The organism is Pseudomonas sp. NPDC090208, assembly GCF_044746785.1.
Taxonomy (GTDB): domain Bacteria; phylum Pseudomonadota; class Gammaproteobacteria; order Pseudomonadales; family Pseudomonadaceae; genus Aquipseudomonas.
Window position 1 is genome coordinate 190,269 of the sequence record NZ_JBIVCU010000002.1, and the last position, 21,869, is coordinate 212,137.

At 60.6% G+C, this 21,869-nt stretch carries 18 protein-coding genes; 12 read left to right on the plus strand and 6 right to left on the minus strand.

Annotation, left to right across the window (positions count from 1 at the left end; translation table 11 throughout):
- The first annotated feature begins 88 nt into the window (after positions 1 to 88).
- The gene (gene lpxC / locus ACIPL0_RS03920; protein WP_108236924.1) at positions 89 to 1,000 is read left to right on the plus strand and encodes a UDP-3-O-acyl-N-acetylglucosamine deacetylase; all 912 of its coding nucleotides are present in this window, start codon (positions 89 to 91) and stop codon (positions 998 to 1,000) included.
- 698 nt (positions 1,001 to 1,698) lie between these two features.
- Here the strand turns inward: lpxC and ACIPL0_RS03925 are convergent.
- Positions 1,699 to 2,151, minus strand: coding sequence for a DUF721 domain-containing protein (locus ACIPL0_RS03925; RefSeq protein ID WP_400593432.1), 453 nt, complete (start codon positions 2,149 to 2,151; stop codon positions 1,699 to 1,701).
- A 318-nt stretch (positions 2,152 to 2,469) separates the two neighbouring features.
- Between ACIPL0_RS03925 and secA the strand changes: the two genes are divergently transcribed.
- The 4 genes from secA to ACIPL0_RS03945 all read left to right on the plus strand — a co-directional run bounded on the left by secA (position 2,470) and on the right by ACIPL0_RS03945 (position 8,316).
- Positions 2,470 to 5,220 carry a preprotein translocase subunit SecA gene (gene secA / locus ACIPL0_RS03930; RefSeq protein ID WP_400593430.1) on the plus strand — a complete coding sequence of 917 codons (2,751 nt, stop codon included), beginning with the start codon at positions 2,470 to 2,472 and terminating at the stop codon, positions 5,218 to 5,220.
- A gap of 129 nt (positions 5,221 to 5,349) precedes the next feature.
- Positions 5,350 to 6,567, plus strand: coding sequence for a bifunctional glutamate N-acetyltransferase/amino-acid acetyltransferase ArgJ (gene argJ, locus ACIPL0_RS03935; protein ID WP_400593427.1), 1,218 nt, complete (start codon positions 5,350 to 5,352; stop codon positions 6,565 to 6,567).
- A 176-nt stretch (positions 6,568 to 6,743) separates the two neighbouring features.
- The gene (locus ACIPL0_RS03940) at positions 6,744 to 7,370 is read left to right on the plus strand and encodes a glutathione S-transferase family protein (protein WP_400593424.1); all 627 of its coding nucleotides are present in this window, start codon (positions 6,744 to 6,746) and stop codon (positions 7,368 to 7,370) included.
- A 1-nt stretch (position 7,371) separates the two neighbouring features.
- The gene (locus ACIPL0_RS03945; RefSeq protein ID WP_400593421.1) at positions 7,372 to 8,316 is read left to right on the plus strand and encodes a Nudix family hydrolase; all 945 of its coding nucleotides are present in this window, start codon (positions 7,372 to 7,374) and stop codon (positions 8,314 to 8,316) included.
- Between the two features lie 111 nt (positions 8,317 to 8,427).
- On the opposite strand, the gene ACIPL0_RS03950 is transcribed toward ACIPL0_RS03945, so the two are convergent.
- From ACIPL0_RS03950 to ACIPL0_RS03960, 3 genes are all read right to left on the minus strand, one after another.
- Complete coding sequence (locus tag ACIPL0_RS03950) at positions 8,428 to 9,006, minus strand: cob(I)yrinic acid a,c-diamide adenosyltransferase (RefSeq protein ID WP_400593418.1); 579 nt, start codon at positions 9,004 to 9,006, stop codon at positions 8,428 to 8,430.
- 3 nt (positions 9,007 to 9,009) lie between these two features.
- Complete coding sequence (locus ACIPL0_RS03955; protein WP_400593415.1) at positions 9,010 to 11,055, minus strand: ATP-binding protein; 2,046 nt, start codon at positions 11,053 to 11,055, stop codon at positions 9,010 to 9,012.
- An 81-nt stretch (positions 11,056 to 11,136) separates the two neighbouring features.
- A complete protein-coding gene (locus ACIPL0_RS03960) occupies positions 11,137 to 12,069 on the minus strand; it encodes a putative 2-dehydropantoate 2-reductase (protein ID WP_400593412.1) in 933 nt (310 codons plus the stop codon).
- 160 nt (positions 12,070 to 12,229) lie between these two features.
- On the opposite strand from ACIPL0_RS03960, the gene ACIPL0_RS03965 reads away from it, so the two are divergent.
- The gene (locus ACIPL0_RS03965; protein WP_400593409.1) at positions 12,230 to 12,715 is read left to right on the plus strand and encodes a YajQ family cyclic di-GMP-binding protein; all 486 of its coding nucleotides are present in this window, start codon (positions 12,230 to 12,232) and stop codon (positions 12,713 to 12,715) included.
- A gap of 126 nt (positions 12,716 to 12,841) precedes the next feature.
- On the plus strand, positions 12,842 to 13,684 hold the full coding sequence (locus tag ACIPL0_RS03970; protein WP_400593950.1) for a mechanosensitive ion channel family protein: 843 nt from the start codon (positions 12,842 to 12,844) through the stop codon (positions 13,682 to 13,684).
- Positions 13,685 to 14,028: 344 nt separating this feature from the next.
- On the opposite strand, the gene ACIPL0_RS03975 is transcribed toward ACIPL0_RS03970, so the two are convergent.
- On the minus strand, positions 14,029 to 15,588 hold the full coding sequence (locus ACIPL0_RS03975) for an AmpG family muropeptide MFS transporter (protein WP_400593406.1): 1,560 nt from the start codon (positions 15,586 to 15,588) through the stop codon (positions 14,029 to 14,031).
- A gap of 42 nt (positions 15,589 to 15,630) precedes the next feature.
- The gene (locus tag ACIPL0_RS03980; RefSeq protein ID WP_400593947.1) at positions 15,631 to 15,978 is read right to left on the minus strand and encodes an MGMT family protein; all 348 of its coding nucleotides are present in this window, start codon (positions 15,976 to 15,978) and stop codon (positions 15,631 to 15,633) included.
- A 181-nt stretch (positions 15,979 to 16,159) separates the two neighbouring features.
- Between ACIPL0_RS03980 and ACIPL0_RS03985 the strand changes: the two genes are divergently transcribed.
- From ACIPL0_RS03985 to groL, 5 genes are all read left to right on the plus strand, one after another.
- Entirely contained in the window at positions 16,160 to 17,167 is a 1,008-nt protein-coding gene (locus ACIPL0_RS03985) for a DUF481 domain-containing protein (RefSeq protein WP_400593403.1), read from the plus strand.
- Positions 17,168 to 18,070: 903 nt separating this feature from the next.
- Complete coding sequence (locus ACIPL0_RS03990) at positions 18,071 to 18,802, plus strand: HugZ family protein (protein ID WP_400593401.1); 732 nt, start codon at positions 18,071 to 18,073, stop codon at positions 18,800 to 18,802.
- A gap of 66 nt (positions 18,803 to 18,868) precedes the next feature.
- Positions 18,869 to 19,366, plus strand: coding sequence for an FxsA family protein (locus ACIPL0_RS03995; RefSeq protein ID WP_400593398.1), 498 nt, complete (start codon positions 18,869 to 18,871; stop codon positions 19,364 to 19,366).
- 248 nt (positions 19,367 to 19,614) lie between these two features.
- On the plus strand, positions 19,615 to 19,908 hold the full coding sequence (locus tag ACIPL0_RS04000; protein WP_274135953.1) for a co-chaperone GroES: 294 nt from the start codon (positions 19,615 to 19,617) through the stop codon (positions 19,906 to 19,908).
- A gap of 51 nt (positions 19,909 to 19,959) precedes the next feature.
- A complete protein-coding gene (gene groL / locus ACIPL0_RS04005) occupies positions 19,960 to 21,603 on the plus strand; it encodes a chaperonin GroEL (RefSeq protein ID WP_400593395.1) in 1,644 nt (547 codons plus the stop codon).
- The last annotated feature ends 266 nt before the right edge of the window (positions 21,604 to 21,869 follow it).

The window sequence follows — 21,869 nt, forward strand, 5'->3', positions numbered from 1 at the left end:
TGATTGGTGTTCAGCAAAGGCGAGGTCTGCTATTATCGCCAGCCTTTGTTGATACTAATTCGCGATATGCGCTGAAGCGGCCAATGCCATGATTAAACAACGCACCCTGAAGAATATTATCCGTGCCACAGGTATCGGCCTGCACTCGGGGGAAAAGGTTTACCTGACCCTCAAACCTGCACCTGTGAACGCTGGCATTGTGTTTTTCCGTACCGACCTCGAGCCGGTTGTCCAGATCAACGCGCATGCGCTGAATGTGGGCGATACCACGCTTTCCACCACGCTGTTCAACGGCGATGTGAAGGTCGATACGGTTGAACACTTGCTGTCGGCCATGGCCGGCCTCGGCATTGATAACGCCTACGTTGAACTTTCTGCCTCCGAAGTTCCAATCATGGACGGCAGCGCAGGTCCCTTCGTATTCCTGATTCAATCGGCTGGCCTGGAAGAGCAGGACGCACCGAAAAAATTCATCCGCATTCTGAAAGAAGTCTGCGTTGAAGAAGACGGCAAATACGCCAAGTTCGTACCGTTCGAAGGTTTCAAGGTGAGTTTCGAAATCGATTTCGACCACCCGTACCTGAAGAACCGTACGCAAACGGCCAGTGTCGACTTTTCCAGCACTTCGTTCGTAAAAGAAGTGAGCCGTGCGCGTACTTTCGGTTTCATGAAAGACATCGAGTACCTGCGCAAGCACAACCTTGCTCTGGGCGGCAGCGTTGAAAACGCCATCGTCGTGGACAAGGACGGCGTGTTGAACGAAGACGGTCTGCGTTACGAGGACGAATTCGTCAAACACAAGATCCTGGATGCCATCGGTGACCTGTATCTGTTGGGCAACAGCCTGATCGGCGAGTATCAGGGCTTCAAGTCGGGACACGGTCTGAACAACCGTCTGCTGCGTGCGTTGATCGCGCAGGAAGACGCGTGGGAAGTCGTGACCTTCGAAGATGCCAGTACCGCACCGATCTCTTACATGCGCCCTGTCGCGGCGGTGTAAACGTCTCTTCTTCCTTGTTTGTTTTTAAGGCCACCTTCGGGTGGCCTTTTTTTATGTTCGGTAGGTGGTTTTAGGGTTTGGGTGAATATCCATTTCTGCGGTAACGGCTGCTTATGGTTCCGCTCTTACAGCGGGTCACTTTTGGCAAACGCCCCAAAAGTAACCAAAAGGTCTTGCTCCTGGTTTGGTCCTCCTTCGTCGGATTCCCTCACTCCGACGACGCTCCGTGGGCCCGCGCCGAACGGACATCCATGTCCTGACGGCGCTCTCGCGGCATCCATGCCGCTCGACCCACTCCGCGTCGCCTGCGTTCGGCCTGCACCCAAGTCGCGTTTGGTGGTGTCTGGGCAATCGCGCATAAAAAGCAAAGCAAAGCGCGCTCTCCGCTTTTGATTTTCGTACGCGACCGATCAGACACCGCCAAACGCGACTTTGGGAGGCCGAACGCAGGCGTTGCTCCGAGGGTTGAGCGGCATGGATGCCGCGAGAGCTGCGCAGGGCCATGGATGGCCCTTCGCAGCGTGCCCTCGGAGCAATGCCGAAGTGAGGGAACCCCGACGAAGGAGGGGCCGGACAGGGAGCAGGGCCTTTTTGGTTACTTTTTTGGCTCTTGAAAAAAGTGACCCGCCGTAAGGGCGGAACCATAAGTAGCCATCACCGCAGCAACGGATATGCCCCCAATCTCAAACCCCAAATAATCACTTGGGCCTGGCATGCGCCGCCAACCGCTCCAACGCCGCCCGCAGATTCGGATCGCTGATCCCCTCGGCCGTGGAACTGATCGTCTCCGCCGCCTCTGCCGACAACCCGGCGCCCTGACCAGTGGTGCCCCGGTGAGTCGTCGCAGGCTGTACCTTGAACTGCACGCGAGTCAGGTTGGCGAACTCCTTGAAAGCCGCAAGCTGACGCTGCAGGCGTTTCTGTTGATAACGCAGGCGCGTGGCCCAATGCCCGTCGGTCACCACCAACAGCAGCGTGCCCTCACGCCACGACGCCACATGGCAGTGTTCCCGGGCAGCCGGTTGCAACTGGCTTTCCAGCAACCGCTGCAAATGCGCCAGACGCTGGGCGTGATTGAAAATGGCTTTGAGCGGCCTGGCTTCGCGCAGAAGTACCGCCGGTGCGCGAGCCGTTAACGGGCGAAATGCCATATTAAAGTGCCTTATGTTGCAAGGCCGCCATGGTAGCAGAAAGCCCGAACAGCCCCGCAGCCATGGCTGTTTAACGCGGTGGTCGGTACGTTGAATGAAAAAACATTAATCAAACTTCTGACCCGTACGGGTTGAAGTCCGAGGAAATGCCCCTATTGTACTTCTGCCCCGTAACATTGCTGTGCCAGCATCGTGGAATAACGCCACTTTCCTCACCACCATTTCCGGGTAGAATGCTCGTTCGCATGCGGCCATGAGGGCCGCACGGGCGACTCACGGGGCCGCCCTCCATCTCTATGTGTGGAAGATCCTGTCGATATGTTTGCACCTTTGTTGAAAAAACTCTTCGGAAGCAAAAACGAGCGCGAAGTGAAGCGCATGCTCAAGACGGTCCAGATCGTCAACGGCTTCGAAGAGCAAATGGTGGCCCTTTCGGACGAGCAACTGCGTGCCAAGACCGAAGAATTCAAGGCCCGCATCGCCAAAGGTGAGACCCTCGATAAGCTCCTGCCTGAAGCCTTCGCGGTGTGCCGTGAAGCGGGCAAGCGCATCATGGGGATGCGCCACTTCGACGTTCAGCTGATCGGCGGCATGACGCTGCACGAAGGCATGATCGCCGAGATGCGTACCGGTGAAGGTAAAACCCTGGTAGCGACCCTGGCCGTGTACCTCAACGCACTGTCCGGGAAGGGCGTGCACGTCGTGACCGTGAACGACTACCTGGCCCGCCGCGACGCCAACTGGATGCGCCCTCTGTACGAATACCTCGGTCTGACCGTCGGTGTCGTCACGCCATTCCAGCCGCCGGAAGAGAAGCGTGCTGCCTACGCCTCGGACATCACCTACGGCACCAACAACGAATTCGGCTTCGATTACCTGCGCGACAACATGGCGTTCAGCCTGGAAGACAAGTTCCAGCGCGAGCTGAACTTCGCCGTGATCGACGAAGTGGACTCGATCCTCATCGACGAAGCCCGTACACCGCTGATCATCTCCGGCCAGGCCGAAGACAGCTCCAAGCTGTACACCGAAATCAACAAGCTGATCCCGCGCCTCGAACAACACATCGAGGAAGTGGAAGGCCAGGTGACCAAGCAGGGCCACTTCACCATCGACGAGAAATCCCGTCAGGTGGAGCTGAACGAGTCCGGCCACCAGTTCATCGAAGAGATGCTCACCCAGGTCGGCCTGCTGGCCGAAGGCGAGAGCCTGTACTCGGCGCACAACCTGGGCCTGCTGACCCACGTTTACGCCGGTCTGCGTGCGCACAAGCTGTTCCATCGCAACGTCGAATACATCGTCCAGGACGGTGGCATCCTGCTGGTCGACGAACACACCGGCCGTACCATGCCGGGTCGTCGCCTGTCCGAAGGCCTGCACCAGGCCATCGAAGCGAAAGAGCACCTGAACATCCAGGCCGAAAGCCAGACTCTGGCGTCGACCACGTTCCAGAACTACTTCCGTCTGTACAACAAGCTGTCCGGCATGACCGGTACTGCGGACACCGAAGCGTTCGAATTCCACCAGATCTACGCCCTGGCCGTGATGGTCATCCCGCCGAACAAGCCGTTGGCGCGTAAAGACTTCAACGACCTGGTGTACCTGACCGCCGACGAGAAATACGCGGCAATCATCACCGACATCAAGGCCTGTCTGGCCGAGCAGCGTCCGGTGCTGGTGGGTACTGCAACCATCGAAACTTCTGAACACATGTCGGCTTTGCTGCGCAAGGAAGGCATCGATCACAAGGTTCTGAACGCCAAGTTCCACGAAAAAGAAGCTGAAATCATTGCTCAGGCCGGTCGTCCGGGCGCGCTGACCATCGCCACCAACATGGCCGGTCGCGGTACCGACATCCTGCTGGGCGGCAACTGGGAAGTCGAAGTCGCCAGCCTGGAAGACCCGACCCCCGAGCAGATCGCTCAGATCAAGGCTGCCTGGCAGAAGCGCCATCAGCAGGTGATCGAGGCCGGCGGCCTGCACGTGATCGCTTCCGAGCGTCACGAATCCCGCCGTATCGACAACCAACTGCGTGGCCGTGCCGGCCGTCAGGGTGACACCGGTTCCAGCCGTTTCTACCTGTCGCTGGAAGACAGCCTGATGCGCATCTTCGCCTCTGACCGGGTGAAGAACTTCATGAAGGCCCTGGGCATGCAGTCCGGCGAGGCGATCGAGCACCGCATGGTGACCAACGCCATCGAGAAGGCACAGCGCAAGGTCGAAGGCCGCAACTTCGACATCCGCAAACAGCTGCTGGAGTTCGACGACGTCTCCAACGAACAGCGTAAAGTGATCTACCACATGCGTAACAGCCTGCTGGCTGCTGCGAACATTGGTGACACCATCGCCGAGTTCCGCGAAGAAGTTCTCGACGCCACCATCAGTGCGCACATTCCGCCACAGTCGCTGCCAGAGCAGTGGGACGTGGCCGGTCTGGAAGCTGCGCTGAACAGCGACTTCGGCGTGAAGCTGCCGATCCAGCAATGGCTGGACGAAGACGATCATCTGCACGAAGAAAACCTGCGTCCGAAACTGCTGGAAGCCATCCTCGCGGCTTACAACGAGAAGGAAGACCAGGCCAGCGCAGAAGCCCTGCGTACCTTCGAGAAACAGATTCTGCTGCGTGTGCTGGACGACCTGTGGAAAGACCACCTGTCGACCATGGATCACCTGCGTCACGGCATTCACCTGCGCGGTTATGCGCAGAAGAACCCGAAGCAGGAATACAAGCGCGAGTCCTTCACCCTGTTCCAGGAACTGCTGGATTCGATCAAGCGCGACACCATCCGCGTGCTCTCGCACGTTCAGGTCCGCCGCGAAGATCCGGCCGAAGAAGAAGCCCGTCTGCGTCGCGAAGCCGAAGAACTGGCTCAGCGCATGCAGTTCCAGCACGCCGAAGCGCCGGGTCTGGACCAGCCGCAGGCCATGGCCGAGGAGGGCGATGATGTCGCCGTCGCGGCTGCCACGGCGATGTCGCCGGTTCGCAACGATCAGAAGCTGGGTCGCAACGAACTGTGCTGGTGTGGTTCGGGCAAGAAGTTCAAGCACTGCCACGGCCAGATCAATTAAGTAACGGCCTGGCTGCAGTTTCACCGTAATACCACGCCGCGACCGGCTCAGCCGTCGCGGCGTTTTTCTCTCGTTCAAGCCGTACCGGCGCACCCGGACGGCGTGGTTATCTCTCAAGGAGCGCATTTCATGGCTGTTGGTCTTGGTCCTCTGCCGACGCTGCACCCGGTTCCCGGTTTTGAACTTGGCATTGCTTCTGCCGGCATCAAGCGCCCGGGGCGCAAGGATGTGGTGGTGATGCGCTGTGCCGAGGGCTCCAGCGTGGCGGGCGTGTTCACCCTCAACGCGTTCTGCGCGGCACCGGTGATCCTGTCCAAGCAGCGCGTGCAGGGCACCGTGCGCTACCTGCTGACCAACACCGGCAACGCCAACGCGGGTACCGGCGAGCCAGGCCTGCGCGCCGCTGAACGCACCACCGCCAAACTGGCCGAGCTGACCGGCGTCGACGCCAGTGCCGTGCTGCCGTTCTCCACAGGTGTGATCGGCGAGCCGCTGCCTGTGGAAAAGATCGAAGGCGCACTGCAAGCCGCGCTGGACGACCTGTCTGTGGATAACTGGGCGGCTGCGGCCACCGGTATCATGACCACCGACACCCTGCCGAAAGGCGCCAGCCGCCAGTTCCAGATCGACGGCGTGACTGTCACCGTCACCGGTATCAGCAAAGGCGCCGGCATGATTCGTCCGAACATGGCGACCATGCTCGGCTACATCGCCACCGACGCCAAAGTCTCCGAGAGCGTGCTGCAGGACCTGATCCGCGACGGCGCCAACAAGTCGTTCAACCGCATCACTATCGATGGCGATACCTCGACCAACGACTGCTGCATGCTGGTTGCCACCGGTCAGGCCAACCTGCCGGAAGTCACCGAGGCCAAAGGCCCGCTGTTCGACGCGCTGAAAAAGGCAGTGTTTGAAGTGTGCATGGAAGTCGCCCAGGCCATCGTCCGTGACGGCGAAGGTGCCACCAAGTTCGTCACTGTCGAAGTCAATGGCGGCGCCAATCACCAGGAATGCCTGGATGTTGGCTACACCGTGGCTCACTCGCCACTGATCAAGACCGCGCTGTTCGCCTCCGACCCGAACTGGGGGCGCATTCTGGCGGCCGTGGGCCGTGCCGGCGTGCCGGATCTGGACGTGAGCAAGATCGACGTGTTCCTGAGCGGTGTGTGCATCGCCAGCCAGGGCGCCCGTGCCACGACTTACACCGAAGCGCAGGGTTCGGCGGTGATGGCTGAAGAAGAAATCACCATCCGTATCGAACTGGGTCGCGGCGATTGCAGCGAAACCATCTGGACCACCGACCTGTCGCACGAATACGTGAAGATCAACGCGGAATACCGCACCTAAGAGGCTCTGGTCGAGGCGCCGCGTCCAGCGGTGCCTCATCGGGCCCAATCGCGGATAAATCCGCTCCCACAGGATGAATGCCAACAGGTGGGAACGGATTTATCCGCGAGGCGATTTGAGTGGCGCCGCATGCGGTCAGTCTGCATGCGTGTTCTCTTTCTGAATGGAGTCTGAGCATGAGCCTGCATCTGATCATCGGCGACAAACGCTACTCCTCCTGGTCTCTGCGACCATGGCTGGCGCTGGAACTGACCGGTGCAGCCTTCACCGATCAGGTCATCCGTCTGAATCAGGCCGACACCCGCCGGCGGATTCTCGAACATTCGCCGACCGGCAAAGTGCCTGCGCTCAAGTGCGAGCACGGCACCATCGTTGATTCCCTGGCGATCTGCGAATACCTGGCTGAACGCTTTCCGGACGCCGGTCTCTGGCCGTCCGACATTGGCGCTCGTGCTCAGGCCCGTTCGGCGTGCGCGCAAATGCACAGCGGTTTTGTCGGCCTGCGCTCCAACCTGCCAATGGACCTGCGTCAGGACGCAGCGCTGGAAGTGATTCCGGTGGAGGCTCAGGCCGATATCGACCGCATCGTCGCCTTGTGGGGCGAGTGCCGGGCGGCCTCGAAAGAAAGCGGCCCGTTCCTGTTCGGCAAGCCGGGCATCGTCGATGCCTTCTTCGCCCCGGTGGCCGTGCGTCTGCGCACCTACCGTGTGCAGTTGCCGGCCGAGGCTGCCGCCTACGTTGAAACCATTTATCAGTGGCCTGCCTTCAAGCGTTGGCAGCAGGCGGGCCTGGAGGAAGGTTGAAGTGAAACGCATCCATGTAGCCGCCGCGGTCATCCGAGGCGCGGACGGCAAGATTCTGATTGCGCGCCGTGCCGATTCTCAGCATCAGGGCGGCTTGTGGGAGTTTCCCGGTGGCAAGGTCGAGGCCGGAGAAGCGGTCGAGGCCGCGCTGGCCCGGGAGCTTCAGGAAGAACTGGGCATTGTGGTCAATGCCGCACGGCCACTGATCAAGATTCGCCACGATTACCCGGACAAGCAGGTGTTGCTGGATGTCTGGGAAGTCTCGTCGTTTTCCGGCGAGCCCCATGGCGCCGAAGGTCAGCCACTGGCCTGGGTGTCCAATCGTGAGTTGAGCAGTTATGACTTCCCGGCGGCGAACCAGCCGATCGTCGCGGCTGCCCGTTTGCCGGGCGAATACCTGATCACCCCGGACGGTCTGGAAACGCCGCAGTTGCTGCAAGGCATACAGAAGGCGGTTGCCGGTGGCATCAAGCTGATCCAACTGCGGGCCCCGAATCTGTACGACCCCAAATATCGCGACGTCGCGGTGGACGCAGTTGGCCTGTGTGCCGGCAAGGCGCAACTGATGCTCAAAGGGCCGCTGGAGTGGCTGGGCGACTTTCCGGCCGCCGGTTGGCACCTGACCAGCGAGCAACTGCGCAAATACGCCAGCAAGGGCCGTCCGTTCCCGACCGACCGCTGGCTGGCGGCGTCCTGCCACAACGCCGAGGAGCTGACGCTGGCCGAGCAGATGGGCGTGGATTTCGTCACCCTGTCGCCGGTATTGCCGACCCAAAGCCACCCCGACGCGCAGCCGTTGGGCTGGGAACAGGCTCGGGCGATGATCGACGGTTTCAGCAAGCCGGTGTATCTGTTGGGTGGTGTGGGCCCTGCCGAGCGTCAGCAAGCCTGGGAGCACGGCGCGCAGGGCGTGGCGGGGATCCGGGCGTTCTGGCCTGCCCAATGAGATCAGACTTGTAGGAGTGAGCTTGCTCGCGATGGCGTCAGAGCCGACACATCTATGTGGTCTGACACATTGCATCGCGAGCAAGCTCACTCCTACAAGGTCCAGGTGTCATTACTCTGGTTTCTTTGCCGGTTGCCACAGAATCTCCTGCACCCCCTCCCGCCGCGCAATGATGCGCGCTGTCACGAACAGCAGGTCCGACAGCCGGTTGATGTACGCCAGCCCGACCTCACCCATCGGCTCGATGGCGTTCAGTTGCTGACAGCGTCGTTCGGCGCTGCGGGCGAGGCTGCGGCAGACATGGGCCTGGGCGATCAACGATGAGCCACCGGGCAGGATGAAGTTTTCCAGCGGTCCCAGTTCTTCGTTCCAGCGATCGATGGCGAGTTCCAGACGCTCGACTTCCGCGATGTTGAGCGCCTGATATTCCGGCATCGCCAGCTCGCCGCCGAGGTCGAACAAACGGTGCTGACAGGGCGCCAGCACATCGACGACCTCCTGAAACACCGGCATCGCGTGGGCCAGGCATTCGAGGTTGGCCAGCAACAGGCCAAGCTGGCTGTTCAGCGTGTCGACCTCGCCGATGGCCTCGATGCGCGGATGGTCCTTGGGCACCCGGCGACCATCGCCCAGCCCGGTTTCACCTTTGTCGCCGGTGCGTGTGTAAATCTTCGACAAGCGAAATCCCATGGTTCACTCCCGGTCGTTCTGACCAATGATCTGTGCCGGCACGTTCATCGGGTTGCCCGCCAGCGGCAGGCGCAACGTGAAGCAGGTGCCCTGGCCCAGCGTGGAATGCACTTCCATCTGGCCCTTGTGGTTGTTGGTGATGATGAAATACGACACGGACAGGCCCAGGCCGGTGCCCTGGCCGATTTCCTTGGTGGTGAAGAACGGCTCGAAAGTGCGCTTGCGCACGGTCTCCGACATGCCGATGCCGTTGTCTTCGACCTGAATTTCCGCCCACGGCGGATTGAGGCGGGTGCGCAGGATGATGCGCCCCGGCTCCTTGTCGTTCTCGCGCTGGTGAATGGCCTGAGCAGCGTTCTTCAGCAGGTTGAGCAGCACTTGCTCCAGCTCGTTGGCGGTGCCGGGCACCGGGCCCAGTGCCGGGTCGAACTGGCGGATGATGTTCTGGCCCTTGAAGTCGAAGCCGATGGTCAGGTCGAAGTCGTTGCTGGCAATTTCCACGGCCTGATCGATCAGTGCCGGCAGGTCGCAAGGCGCCATCTGCCGATTGCTGCGGCGGCTGAAACTGAGCATGTGGCTGACGATCTTCGCCGCACGAGCGCCGGCCTGCTGAATGCCATCGAGCAACTGCGGTACTTCGCGGGCGCTGAGGTATTGATTCACCGAGCCCAGCTCGATGCCTTCCTGCTCGGCCTGTTCGAGGTTTTTCGGCAGGTCCGGCGACAGCCGTCGGCGAATGTTCTGCACGTTGTGCATGATGGCGCCCAGCGGGTTGTTGATCTCGTGGGCCATGCCCGCTGCCAGACCGCCCACCGAGAGCATTTTTTCCGACTGCACCATCATGTCTTCCAGCGACAGGCGCTGGGTAATGTCGTCGATACGGATCACCACGCCACGCCCGGCACCGCCGGTCAGCGGGTAGAAGGTGAGGGCGTAATGGCGGGTTTCCTCGCCCTTGACCCAGGTCACCCGCTCGATCTTGGTCACCGTGTGCTTCTCGACGGTCTGCTTGATCTGCGGCAGGAAATTCTTCATCGGCGGAAACGCGAGGAAGATCGGCTGGTTCAGCGCTTCGTCCAGCGGCGTGCCGGAGAGCGCGCCGGCCTCCTGGTTCCACTGGGTGACATACAGTTGCTCGTCCAGCGCGATCAGCGCCGAGGGCATCGAGTCGATGATGCTGTTGAGGTAGTTCTGAAAGCCGGTGAGCTTCTTCTCGATCTTGCTGCGCACCTGGACTTCCAGCTCCAGCTTGCGGTTGGTGTGGCGGGTTTCCTCGGCCAGCCCCTGAGCCTGATCGTAGGCTTCCTGGGATTCGTCGCGGGCGCGCTTGAGCTGCTGCTCGCGGGCTTCCATGCGCGACAGCATGGTGTTGAAGGCTTCGGCCAGCGAGCCGATTTCGTCGTGGTTGCCGGTGTTGGCGCGCAGCGCGTAGTTCTCTTCGCGGGTGACCCGGCGCGACAGTTGTTCCAGTTGATAGATCGGCTCGGTGATGAAGCGGCGGATCTGCCGTGCCACACCGGCCCACAGCAGCACACTGAAGATCAGGATGCCCAGACTCGCGGTCAGGGTGCCGGTGTAGAACGCTGTCGGCAGTTCGCTGCTGGCCACCAGCAACAGATGACCCGGCGCCTGACCGGGTTTGGGCACCGGAATCACCTGGGTGTTGCGGAATTCGGTGATGCGCCAGCTTTCCAGGTTGCGGTAGTGGTCGGGCAGATGCAGCTTGTCGCCCTGTTGCATCTGCGCCAGACGATTGCCGTTGCTGTCGTACACGGCTGCGGCGCGCAGCGGGCCATAGTTTTTCAGCTCCTTGAGCAGCGCCTGGGCATTGCCCGGCGACGCCAGCGCCTGATCGGACAGCGACGGGTTGCCGATCAGCCTGCCGATGGTCTGCAAGGCCTGCGGCGCCATGGCTTCCTGGGAAATGTAATAGGCGGCGCTGATGAAGGTCAGGTTGGCGACCAGCAGGACGGTGGTGAGCAGAACCAGCAGGGCGGCCAGCAGCTTCTGACCGACCGGCAGGTTTTCAAGGCGCTGGTGCAAAGGCATGAGGCGCAGTCACTGTGAATGAGGAACAGGCAGGTTAGCGCTGTTCCGGCCCAGCGCAAACCCGCGATGCAGGAATGTCGCTCAGTCGCCGGGCAGCCCCAGGCTGTTCAGGTGGGCGATCAGGCGCAAGCGGGTGGCGTCGAGGAACGGCACCGGGCAGTTGACGCGGGCGGCCGTTGCGCACACATGGCCGAGCAGGTAGCTGATTTCCGTACGCCGACGCTGGGCGACGTCCTGATACATCGACGAATAATTGGCCGCTGTGGCCTCGATCACTTGCTGCACCTGTGCCAGCAGGCCGGTCGCAGCATCGCCCTGACCGCAACGGATCAGCACCTGAGTCAGCTCGTCACACAGCACGGCGACTTCTTCGGCATGGGCCTGCAAGCCGCCGTTGCGGCAATCGTGCAATACGGTCAGCGGGTTGATCGCGCAGTTCAGCGCCAGCTTGCGCCACAGGCGCGTGAGGATGTCACCGCTCCACTGGGCGGGAATGCCCGCCGCTGTCAGGTCGTGCAGCAGGACCGGCGCGGGGCCTTGTTGGCTATCACCGAGCCAGTTGAGGCCCTGGCCGGCGAACACCACACTGAAATCGTCGTCGCGAAAGGCACCTTCGGTGCTGGACACGAAGATGCAGCGTGCCTGGGGCAGCATCGCGGCCACTGCGTCCTGACTGCCCAGGCCGTTCTGCAGCAGCAACACCTCGGCGCCAGGGCTCAGGCGGTTGGCCACGCTGGCGACGGCACGCTCGGCGTCGTAGGCCTTGCAGGCCACCAGCAGGCGCTGGATTGGCGCTTGTGCGTCGATATCCTCGGCAGCAATGGCGAAGGTCTGGCGCTGATTCTGTTCGCTCAGCGTCAGGCCGCCTTTGCCGGCGTAGGCATCCAGCCGCTCGTGATTGCGCAGAATCAGCCGCACCGGTACACCGGCGCGGGCTAGCCGGGTTGCCCATAGGCTGCCCAGGCTGCCGGCGCCGAGAATGTGCCAGGTGATCGGTTGAACGCTCAGTGACATGGCAAAGCGGCGAGCGCGAAGGAGGGAAACAATAAAATCGACATCGCAAGCTCACATGAACGGCGGAAAAGTCTCGTTATAATGACCGGGCTTTCATACCGTCAAGTCAGGCGTGCTCCATCGACATGTCGAGCCGCGCCGCACCCATTGGAGAATTTACATGCCCTCGTTCGACGTAGTGTCCGAACTGGATAAACACGAAGTCACGAATGCCGTCGACAACGCTATCAAGGAGCTGGATCGCCGCTACGACCTCAAAGGCAAAGGCAGCTTCGAGTTCAAGGAAAAGGAACTGACCGTCAACCTGACCGCCGAAGCCGAGTTCCAGCTCGAAGCGATGATCGAGATCCTCAAGCTGGCACTGATCAAGCGCAAGATCGACGTGCAGTGCCTGGAAGTGAAGGATGCCTATCCGTCCGGCAAAGTGATGAAGCAGGAGGCCACGCTCAAGGAAGGCATCGACAAGGAGCTGGCCAAAAAAATCGTTGCCCATATCAAAGACGCCAAGCTCAAGGTACAGGCCGCCATTCAGGGCGAGCAGGTGCGAGTGACCGGCAAGAAGCGCGACGATCTGCAGGAAGCCATCGCGGCCCTGCGCGCCCGTGAATTCGGCATGCCGCTGCAGTTCAACAACTTCCGCGACTGATTGCCTGTCGCGGGGAACCTCGGCCGTTCACGCGCGTCCGAGTGCAAGCCCCGCTGAAACGACGGCCCCGCAAGGTGCCGGCGTTTCGCTTTTCTGTTTCGCGAATGCAAGGAGACATCAATGGATCTGGATTTGAACGGCCAGGTGGATCACCTGGTCAAGGCTTCCCAGGCCTGGATTCCCATGGTCATGCAGTACGGCAGCAAGGTGCTGCTGGCGCTGGTGGTATTGCTGGTGGGGTGGTGGCTGATCAACAAGCTGACCGCCAAAGTCAGCGCACTGCTGGCGTATCGTCAGGTGGATCTGGCGCTGCAGGGATTCATCGGCAGTTTGGCCAACATCATCCTCAAGATCCTGCTGATCGTCAGTGTGGCGTCGATGATCGGTGTCGAAACCACCTCCTTCGTGGCGGCGATCGGTGCGGCGGGTCTGGCCATCGGTCTGGCGTTGCAGGGCAGCCTGGCGAACTTCGCCGGCGGCGTGCTGATTCTGCTGTTCCGTCCGTTCCGTATCGGTGACTGGATCGAGGCACAAGGCGTGTCCGGCACTGTCGACAGCATCCAGATCTTTCACACCATCCTGCGCACCGGTGACAACAAGACGGTGATCCTGCCCAACGGCAACCTGTCCAACGGCATCATCACCAACACCAACCGTCAGCCGACCCGCAAGGTGGTGTTCGACGTGGGGGTGGATTACGACGCTGACCTGCAGAAGGCCCGGCAAGTGCTGCTGGAGCTGGCCAAGGACCCGCGTGTGCTGGCCGATCCGGCGCCGCAGGCCGTGGTGTCGACCCTGGGCGACAGCTCGATCACCGTATCGCTGCGTCTGTGGACCAAGACCGCCGACTACTGGGACGTGATGTTCATGCTCAACGCCGAGGCGCGCGACCGTCTGCGGGCCGAGAACATCGACATTCCGTTCCCGCAGCGGGTGATCCGCGTGGTGCAGGAACAGGCGACGCCATAACCTGCTCGTTGCCTCAACAAAAAGCCCCGGCTCGCAGGAGACCGGGGCTTTTTGTTGTGTGACGCAATGCTTCCGGGCGGGCACGCGGTCTCTAGTAGGAGCGTGGCTTGTCCCGCGAGCGCTCCGGGGGGCGCGTCCGACCGCAGCAGTCGTAAAGCCTGAGCACGCGTTGAATCAGACACACCGCATTTACCGGTCTTGCTGCCGCTTCGCGCCAGGTCGCAGGACAAGCCAGCTCCTACAGGTTCCGGTCGGGGCAGGCATTCTGTGGGAGCGGGCTTGCCCGCGAAGATGTTGGCCCGGCCGCCATCGCGGGCAAGCGCGCTCCTACGAATGGATGGCGTTCAAGGTTGTTCGCTAGCCGGGGTCTCGGCAGGTTTCTGCTCTTGCTCGGGCTTGTCCTGACGCAATTCCTGCGCCCAGTGCAGGGCGATCATGAAAAGGGTCGGCACGCCCATCAGTGCGGTCGCCAGGAAGAAGTTGTGGTAGCCGAGCTTCTCGACCATCACCCCCGAATAGCCGCCGATCAGCCGTGGCAGCAGCAACATGATCGAACTGAGCAGGGCGTACTGGGTGGCGGAGAACTTGAGGTTGGTCAGGCTCGACAGATAAGCCACGAACGCCGACGTCGCCAATCCTGAGCTGAAGTTGTCCAGCGAGATCGTCAGGATCAGCATCTTCAGGTTCGGGCCCATGTCGGCCAGCATCAGGAACAGCAGGTTGGTCGCCGCCGACGTGGCGCCGCCGATGAACAGGATTGGCAGGATGCCGAAGCGCACGATGGCCAGGCCACCGAACGCCGCTCCCAGCAGGGTCATGACCAGACCGAAGAGCTTGCTCACGCTGGCAATCTGATCTTTGGTAAAGCCCTGATCGATGTAGAACACGTTGGCCATCACGCCCATGACTGTGTCGGACATGCGATAAGTCGCGATCAGACCGAGCAGCAGCAGCGCCTGCCAGCGATAGCGCAGGATGAAATCGTTGATCGGTGTCAGCACCGGGGCCAGTCCGCGTCGACCCATAGAGGACAGGCAGCCTGCGGTGAGCAGGGTGTAGAGGATCGCCCGCAGGAACGCGCGGTCTTCCATCAACAGGTCTTTCCAGGTCGCATCCTTGAACAGCACGCTGGCAAAGTCGGTGTTGTACAACTGGGTGAACATCGCCGGCACCGAGACCAGCAGGATGATCAGCACGAACACCGAAGCGAGTTGGTGGGCGAACCCGTAACGGGCTGCCGACAGTTGTGTGCGCAGCGGCACCGCTGGCTCGCGCATGATCAGTGTGGTGATCAGTGCGGGCACCATCAACAGGCCGAACAGTGCATAGGTGCCGGTCCAGGCCGAGTGTTTATAGGCAAAACCAGTGGAACCGAAGCCTTCGGCGAAATACAGCGCACCGGCCGTGGCGAGCAACGACGCCACGCGATAACCGGCCATGTAACTGGCGGCGAGGGTGGCTTGCTGGCTGTCGGAGGCGATTTCCAGGCGGTAGGCGTCGATGGCGATGTCTTGCGTGGCTGAGGAAAACGCCACGACAACGGCAATCGCGATCAGCCAGGACAGATGCTGCTGCGGGTCGCAGAAACCCATGCCGATCAGACCCAGGGTCACCAGCGTTTGTGACAGCACCAGCCAGGAGCGTCGCCGTCCCAGTTTGCCGAGCAACGGCAGGCGCCACTGATCGAGCAGCGGTGACCAGACCCACTTGAAGGCATACGCCAGGCCGATCAGGCTGGCATAACCGATGGTTTCCCGAGCGACACCGGCTTCGCGCAGCCACACCGAAAGCGTGGAAAACACCAGCATATACGGCATGCCCGCGGCGAATCCGAGCAGCAACAGTACAAAAGTCGAGGGGCTGGCATAAGTGGCGAGCGCGGCGCGCCAGGTTTTGCGGGGCATGGGCTGGAATCTGCCTCAGTTTACGTAAACAAAGCGCGCACTCTAACCGTTGTCCTCTGTCGGACGCCAGCCATGGCGCTGCATATCCACACGATTGTTACGGATGGTCACCCCTTCGGCGCGCAATCTTGCACGTTGTTCCTCTCCCGATACGGTACCGGCGGCCAGGCTGATCCGACCACCGGCACCGATCACGCGGTGCCAGGGCAGGCTGCTGCCATCGGGCAACTGGCTCAGGGTGCGGCCGACAAAACGTGCCGCTCGTCCTAAACCTGCCAGTTCGGCCAATTGACCATAGCTCACCACTTTCCCTTCGGGAACCTGATGCAGCGTCAGGTAAAGCGCTGTACGGCGGGCCTCTGCGGGGGACAGGCCAGTCGGGTCTTCCATGGGTGACAGTTGTTCGATCACGCATTCGTTCCTGTTTATAAGACCGGCGGGAATTTTCGTTAAGGAACTCGGGAAAAGTCCTACGGTCAGTGATACCTGTGCCGGCCGTCCTTGGATTGCCCAGACGTTATCCGCCCGGATAATGCCCGTATTTTCGCGAACCAGAGCCCTGTTGTTGCTTATGTTGTCCAGAACCCTGTTGTGCCTGCTGGTTACCAGCGCTTCCACTCCTTTGCTTGCCGATACCGTCTGGTTGAAGAACGGCGACAAGCTGACCGGGACCATCAAGGTCTTCGATGGCGGCAAGCTGCTGCTCAATACCAAGTATGCAGGCGATATTCCGCTGGACTGGAAAGAAGTCAAGACGCTGGAGAGTGACCAGCACCTGTTGGTCAAGCAGGATGCCTACACCGGCGAGATTTCCAAGTCGCTCAAGCCTGCGGACGATGGCAAGGTCACCCTGGCCAATGGCGATGCGCCGAAGACCGTCGACCTGGCAAGCATTCAGCAGATCATGAAACCCAAACCGGTGGTCACCGATCTGGTCTGGAAGGGCAACGTCGACGCGGCGCTGGACTTCCAGCGCGCCGACAAGGACACCGACGACTACAACATCGCCTTCAAGACCTCGGCCACCCATGGCCGCTGGCGGCACAACGCCAAGGGCGAGTACAACCGCGAAACCCAGGACGACCTGACCACTACCAACAACTGGAGCGCCGAGTATTCCATCGACCGCTTCATCACTGACAAGTGGTTCTGGGACGGTCGCTTCACCTATAAGCACGACGGCATCGAAGACCTGCGCCGCCAGCGCACCGTCGGTACCGGTCCGGGTTATCAGTTCTGGGACGATGAGCTGGGCGCCTTCAAGATCGGCACGCTGGTCAACCGCACCGACTTCGAATACTCCAACGGTGAGAAGGACAACTTCTACTCGATCTCCGGCACCTGGGATTACAACCGTTATCTGATCGGCAAGAAGGTTGAGTTCTTCAGCAACGGTGAGGTGGGTAAACCGATCAGCGGTGTGGCCGATTACAGCCTGGATACCGAAATCGGTCTGCGCTACAAAGTCACCGAATGGGCGTCGCTCAACGTCAAGGCCGAGAAGGACATCATCAGTGGTTCTGACGATGGCAACCTGAACAAGACCCGCTATACCGCCGGTTTCGGCGTGGCCTGGTAATACCGGCCGGTGGTGGTGTTCCTGAAATCGCTGCCGCCGGCAAGCCGGACTGCTACGGGTGGTTTTGCGCTGTATCTGTAGGAGCTGGCTTGCCCTGCGACCGGCGACGAAGTCGTCGTAAATCCTGTGCACTCGGTTTGTCTGGCGGATTGCATGGTCTGCTAACGCAGCCTGTTCCGCCTGACGGCGAGTTACGCGGTCAAATGTAGGAGCTGGCTTGTCCTGCGACCGGCGACGAAGTCGTCGTAAAACCTGTGCACTCGGTTTGTCTGGCGGATTGCATGGCCTGCTAACGCAGCCTTGTTTCGCCTGGCGGCGAGTTACTTGGAAAAGCCCCAAGTAACCAAGGGCTTCTTACCCCGCCATACGGCACCTCGCTGATGCTCGGTGTTCCCTCACTCCGGCAATGCTCCGTGGGCCCGCCGCGAATGGGCCATCCATGGCCCACGCGGCTCTCGCGACATCCTGTCGCTCGGCCCACTGCGCATCGCCTGCGTTCGGCCTTCTGGGACGGGGCCCCAAGATCAAAAGCCAGATCAAAAGCCGGCGAAACACACACTACCTGTGGGAGCGGGCTTGCCCGCGAAAGCGGCCTTGAGATCACCTCCGCCGGCAAGTCGGACTGCTACGGATCGATATATGCGATCTGCCTTTGCTTCTGGCCGAAGGCCGTGGGCGCCGGCTCGCACGCGAAGGCGCCCTTGAAATCGCCAGCGCCGACAAGCCGGCCAGCTACGTGGGATCACGATTCCACCCAGCAGCACCGTCAGAAATTTTTACGCTGATTTCGCCGAAAATCGTCACACCCGCCCGATCTGGCACGAGCCTCCGATACCGATTATCGTGTGCTCAATCGCCCGCTGCTGCGGGTTTCGTCTGTGCATCAATTCAGGAGCCCGCCTCATGAGCGCCAAAGCCAACCAGCAAGCCCGAGCACTGCTGCTCAAGGAGTATCGCGGCGTGCTGTCGACCCATTCCAAGTCGATGCCTGGTTATCCCTTTGGTTCGGTGGTGCCTTATTGCCTCGACGATCAGGGCCGCCCGTTGATTCTGATCAGCCGTATCGCCCAGCACACGCACAACCTTGCGCGTGACGCCAAGTGCTCGTTGCTGGTGGGCGAGCGGGGCGCAGAGGATGTGCAGGCAGTGGGCCGGGTCACGGTGATGGCCGAAGCGGAGAAGGTCACCGAAGCAGAAGCTGTCGAGGCAGCAGCCAAGCGCTACTATCGTTTCTTCCCTGAGTCGGAGAGCTATCACAGCGCCCACGATTTCGATTTCTGGGTGCTCAAGCCAGTGCGCTATCGCTACATCGGCGGCTTTGGTGCGATTCACTGGCTGGATGAGGTGGCGCTGGCCAACCCGTTCGCCGGGGCAGCCGAGACCAGCATGGTCGAGCACATGAATGAAGACCACGCCAAGGCCATCGCTCACTACGTCGAGCTGTCCGGTCTGCCCAAGAGCGAGCCTGCGGTACTGGTCGGCATCGACAGTGAAGGCATGCACCTGCGGATCGGCCAGGGCGTATACTGGCTGGCCTTTGCCGAGTCTTGTAACACGCCGACACAAGTCCGTCAGGCCTTGGTCCAGCTGGCTCACGCCGATAAATGGCCGACATCCGAAGCCGCCGAGGCTTGAATTAACGACCTTGCGACATCAGGTAAGGTCTACTTGGAAGACGTCTTCCGCTGAGGAACCTATTTGATGCGCGCTTTACTCCTGCTTTTGTTGCTTTTTCCGGTGCTCGAACTGTTCGTGCTGGTGAAAGTCGGCATGTCCATCGGCTTTCTGGCGACCTTTCTGCTGGTCGTGGCCGGTTCCATGCTCGGAATCTTTGTCATCCGTGTGGCTGGGCTGGCAACGGCCATGAGCGCCCGGGAAAGTCTGGCGCGGGGCGAACTGCCCGCGCAGCAGATGATGGATGGCCTGATGATGACCGTTGGTGGCGGCCTGCTGGTGCTGCCCGGTTTCATCAGTGATGTACTGGGCCTGATCTGCCTGTTGCCGTTCACCCGTCGCCTGCTCGCCAGCAAGGTCCGTCAGCGTGCCGAAGATCAGGCCCGGCGCCAGCGTACCTTTGCCGATGACCTGCGTTCTGCCGGGCCGTTTCATGGCGGTACCGCGCGTCCCGCCCAACGTCAGCCCGAAGTGATCGAGGGTGAGGTGATCGAAGGCGAATACGAACCTGTCGACAAGAAGTGAGGCTCACCTTGTCTTCCGCACGGCACCTTCGGGTGCCGTGCTGCTTTTCGGTGTGCCTCAAAAAATTTCACAAGCCAGCCTTGTAATCGCCTTGCACGCCCCTATGTATGGGTCACCGCAAGGTTTCTGGCGCATTTCGCCAGACCGTATTCTGCGGTTCGCTCGCGAACCGTAACCGGCAAGCCCGGATGTTTTAACCGGCCGGTGTCTGCACCGGGCGTTCAAAAACCATAATTAGGAGATCGACAATGAAGCTTCGTCCTCTGCATGACCGCGTCGTAATCCGTCGCAGCGAAGAAGAAACCAAGACTGCTGGCGGTATCGTGCTGCCTGGTTCGGCTGCTGAAAAACCAAACCGTGGCGAAGTCATCGCTGTCGGCGCTGGTCGCATCCTGGACAACGGTGAAGTACGTGCGCTGGCCGTGAAAGTGGGTGACAAAGTGGTGTTCGGCCCTTACTCCGGCAGCAACACTGTGAAAGTAGACGGCGAAGACCTGCTGGTGATGAGCGAGAACGAGATTCTCGCGGTCGTCGAAGGCTGAGTTGATACCCCGCATTTCCCGTTACTACAAAGTATTTAAGGAATAACGATCATGGCTGCTAAAGAAGTTAAATTCGGCGACGCTGGCCGTAAAAAGATGCTGGCTGGTGTAAACGTCCTGGCCGACGCGGTTAAAGCGACCCTGGGCCCGAAAGGCCGTAACGTCATCATCGAAAAAAGCTTCGGCGCTCCGCTGATCACCAAAGACGGTGTGTCGGTTGCCAAAGAAATCGAACTGAAAGACCGTTTTGAAAACATGGGCGCGCAGCTGGTCAAAGACGTTGCCTCCCGTGCCAACGACGACGCCGGTGACGGCACCACCACCGCTACCGTTCTGGCTCAGGCCATCGTCAACGAAGGCCTGAAAGCCGTCGCTGCCGGCATGAACCCGATGGACCTGAAGCGCGGCATCGACAAGGCCACCCTGGCCATCGTTGCTCAGCTGAAGTCGCTGTCCAAGCCATGCACCGACACCAAGGCGATCGCCCAGGTCGGTACCATTTCGGCCAACTCCGACAACTCCATCGGCGACATCATTGCCGAAGCCATGGAAAAAGTGACCAAAGACGGTGTCATCACCGTTGAAGAAGGTTCGGGTCTGGAGAACGAACTGTCCGTCGTTGAAGGCATGCAGTTCGACCGTGGCTACCTGTCCCCGTACTTCATCAACAAGCCGGACACCATGGTGGCCGAGCTGGACAGCCCGCTGCTGCTGCTGGTCGACAAAAAGATCTCCAACATCCGCGAAATGCTGCCAGTCCTGGAAGCCGTTGCCAAAGCCGGTCGTCCGCTGCTGATCATCGCTGAAGACGTCGAAGGCGAAGCCCTGGCGACTCTGGTCGTGAACAACATGCGTGGCATCGTCAAAGTCGCTGCCGTCAAGGCACCAGGCTTCGGCGACCGTCGCAAGGCCATGCTGCAGGACATCGCTGTCCTGACCGGCGGTACCGTGATCTCCGAAGAAATCGGTCTGAGCCTGGAAAGCACTACCCTGGAGCACCTGGGTAACGCCAAGCGCGTTGTGCTGAACAAAGAAAACACCACCATTATCGACGGTGCTGGCGTTAAAACCGACATCGACGGCCGCATCGCGCAGATCCGTCAGCAAATCGGTGACACTTCGTCCGACTACGACAAAGAGAAACTGCAAGAGCGTCTGGCCAAACTGTCCGGCGGCGTTGCAGTGATCAAGGTCGGCGCCGGTTCCGAAGTTGAAATGAAAGAGAAGAAAGCCCGCGTTGAAGACGCCCTGCACGCTACCCGTGCTGCGGTCGAAGAAGGCGTGGTACCTGGCGGTGGTGTGGCGCTGGTTCGCTCGCTGCAGGCCATCTCCGAGCTGAAAGGCGACAACGCCGATCAGAACGTCGGTATCGCTCTGCTGCGTCGCGCTGTTGAGGCGCCACTGCGTCAGATCGTTGCCAACTCCGGCGACGAGCCAAGCGTTGTAGTCGACAAGGTCAAGCAGGGTTCGGGTAACTTCGGTTACAACGCTGCTACCGGCGAATACGGCGACATGATCGAGATGGGTATCCTGGACCCGGCCAAAGTGACCCGTTCTGCTCTGCAGGCCGCGTCCTCGATCGCCAGTCTGATGATCACCACCGAAGCGATGATCGCCGACGTGGCAGAAGACAAGCCTGCAGCTGGCGGCATGCCAGACATGGGCGGCATGGGTGGCATGGGCGGCATGATGTAAGCCAGCCTTACCCCGATGCACAAAAAACCCCGCTTCGGCGGGGTTTTTTTTATGGGCGGTGACTGGCTTGGGATTCTTACTCTGATGCCCTTCGGGCCTATCGCGAGCAAGCTCACTCCTACATTTGTTTAAACGTGCCGTGGTCTGAAAGACCGAGTTGGTAGCCTTGGCGCGCGGCTTTGATTGTGCGTTCTGCCTTTAAAGGCTGCGCGCTCGGTGCATCAGGATGTGGCGCGTTGCAAAAGATGTAGGAGTGAGCTTGCTCG

Bases quoted from the DNA above. Each gene is read 5' to 3' on its own strand.
- ACIPL0_RS03955 (WP_400593415.1), bottom strand. From the start codon at position 11,055: ATGCCTTTGCACCAGCGCCTTGAAAACCTGCCGGTCGGTCAGAAGCTG.
- ACIPL0_RS03940 (WP_400593424.1), top strand. From the start codon at position 6,744: ATGAGCCTGCATCTGATCATCGGCGACAAACGCTACTCCTCCTGGTCT.
- argJ (WP_400593427.1), top strand. From the start codon at position 5,350: ATGGCTGTTGGTCTTGGTCCTCTGCCGACGCTGCACCCGGTTCCCGGT.
- ACIPL0_RS03925 (WP_400593432.1), bottom strand. From the start codon at position 2,151: ATGGCATTTCGCCCGTTAACGGCTCGCGCACCGGCGGTACTTCTGCGC.
- ACIPL0_RS03985 (WP_400593403.1), top strand. From the start codon at position 16,160: ATGTTGTCCAGAACCCTGTTGTGCCTGCTGGTTACCAGCGCTTCCACT.
- ACIPL0_RS03975 (WP_400593406.1), bottom strand. From the start codon at position 15,588: ATGCCCCGCAAAACCTGGCGCGCCGCGCTCGCCACTTATGCCAGCCCC.
- ACIPL0_RS03960 (WP_400593412.1), bottom strand. From the start codon at position 12,069: ATGTCACTGAGCGTTCAACCGATCACCTGGCACATTCTCGGCGCCGGC.
- ACIPL0_RS03950 (WP_400593418.1), bottom strand. From the start codon at position 9,006: ATGGGATTTCGCTTGTCGAAGATTTACACACGCACCGGCGACAAAGGT.
- groL (WP_400593395.1), top strand. From the start codon at position 19,960: ATGGCTGCTAAAGAAGTTAAATTCGGCGACGCTGGCCGTAAAAAGATG.
- lpxC (WP_108236924.1), top strand. From the start codon at position 89: ATGATTAAACAACGCACCCTGAAGAATATTATCCGTGCCACAGGTATC.
- ACIPL0_RS03995 (WP_400593398.1), top strand. From the start codon at position 18,869: ATGCGCGCTTTACTCCTGCTTTTGTTGCTTTTTCCGGTGCTCGAACTG.
- ACIPL0_RS03990 (WP_400593401.1), top strand. From the start codon at position 18,071: ATGAGCGCCAAAGCCAACCAGCAAGCCCGAGCACTGCTGCTCAAGGAG.
- secA (WP_400593430.1), top strand. From the start codon at position 2,470: ATGTTTGCACCTTTGTTGAAAAAACTCTTCGGAAGCAAAAACGAGCGC.
- ACIPL0_RS03965 (WP_400593409.1), top strand. From the start codon at position 12,230: ATGCCCTCGTTCGACGTAGTGTCCGAACTGGATAAACACGAAGTCACG.
- ACIPL0_RS04000 (WP_274135953.1), top strand. From the start codon at position 19,615: ATGAAGCTTCGTCCTCTGCATGACCGCGTCGTAATCCGTCGCAGCGAA.
- ACIPL0_RS03980 (WP_400593947.1), bottom strand. From the start codon at position 15,978: ATGGAAGACCCGACTGGCCTGTCCCCCGCAGAGGCCCGCCGTACAGCG.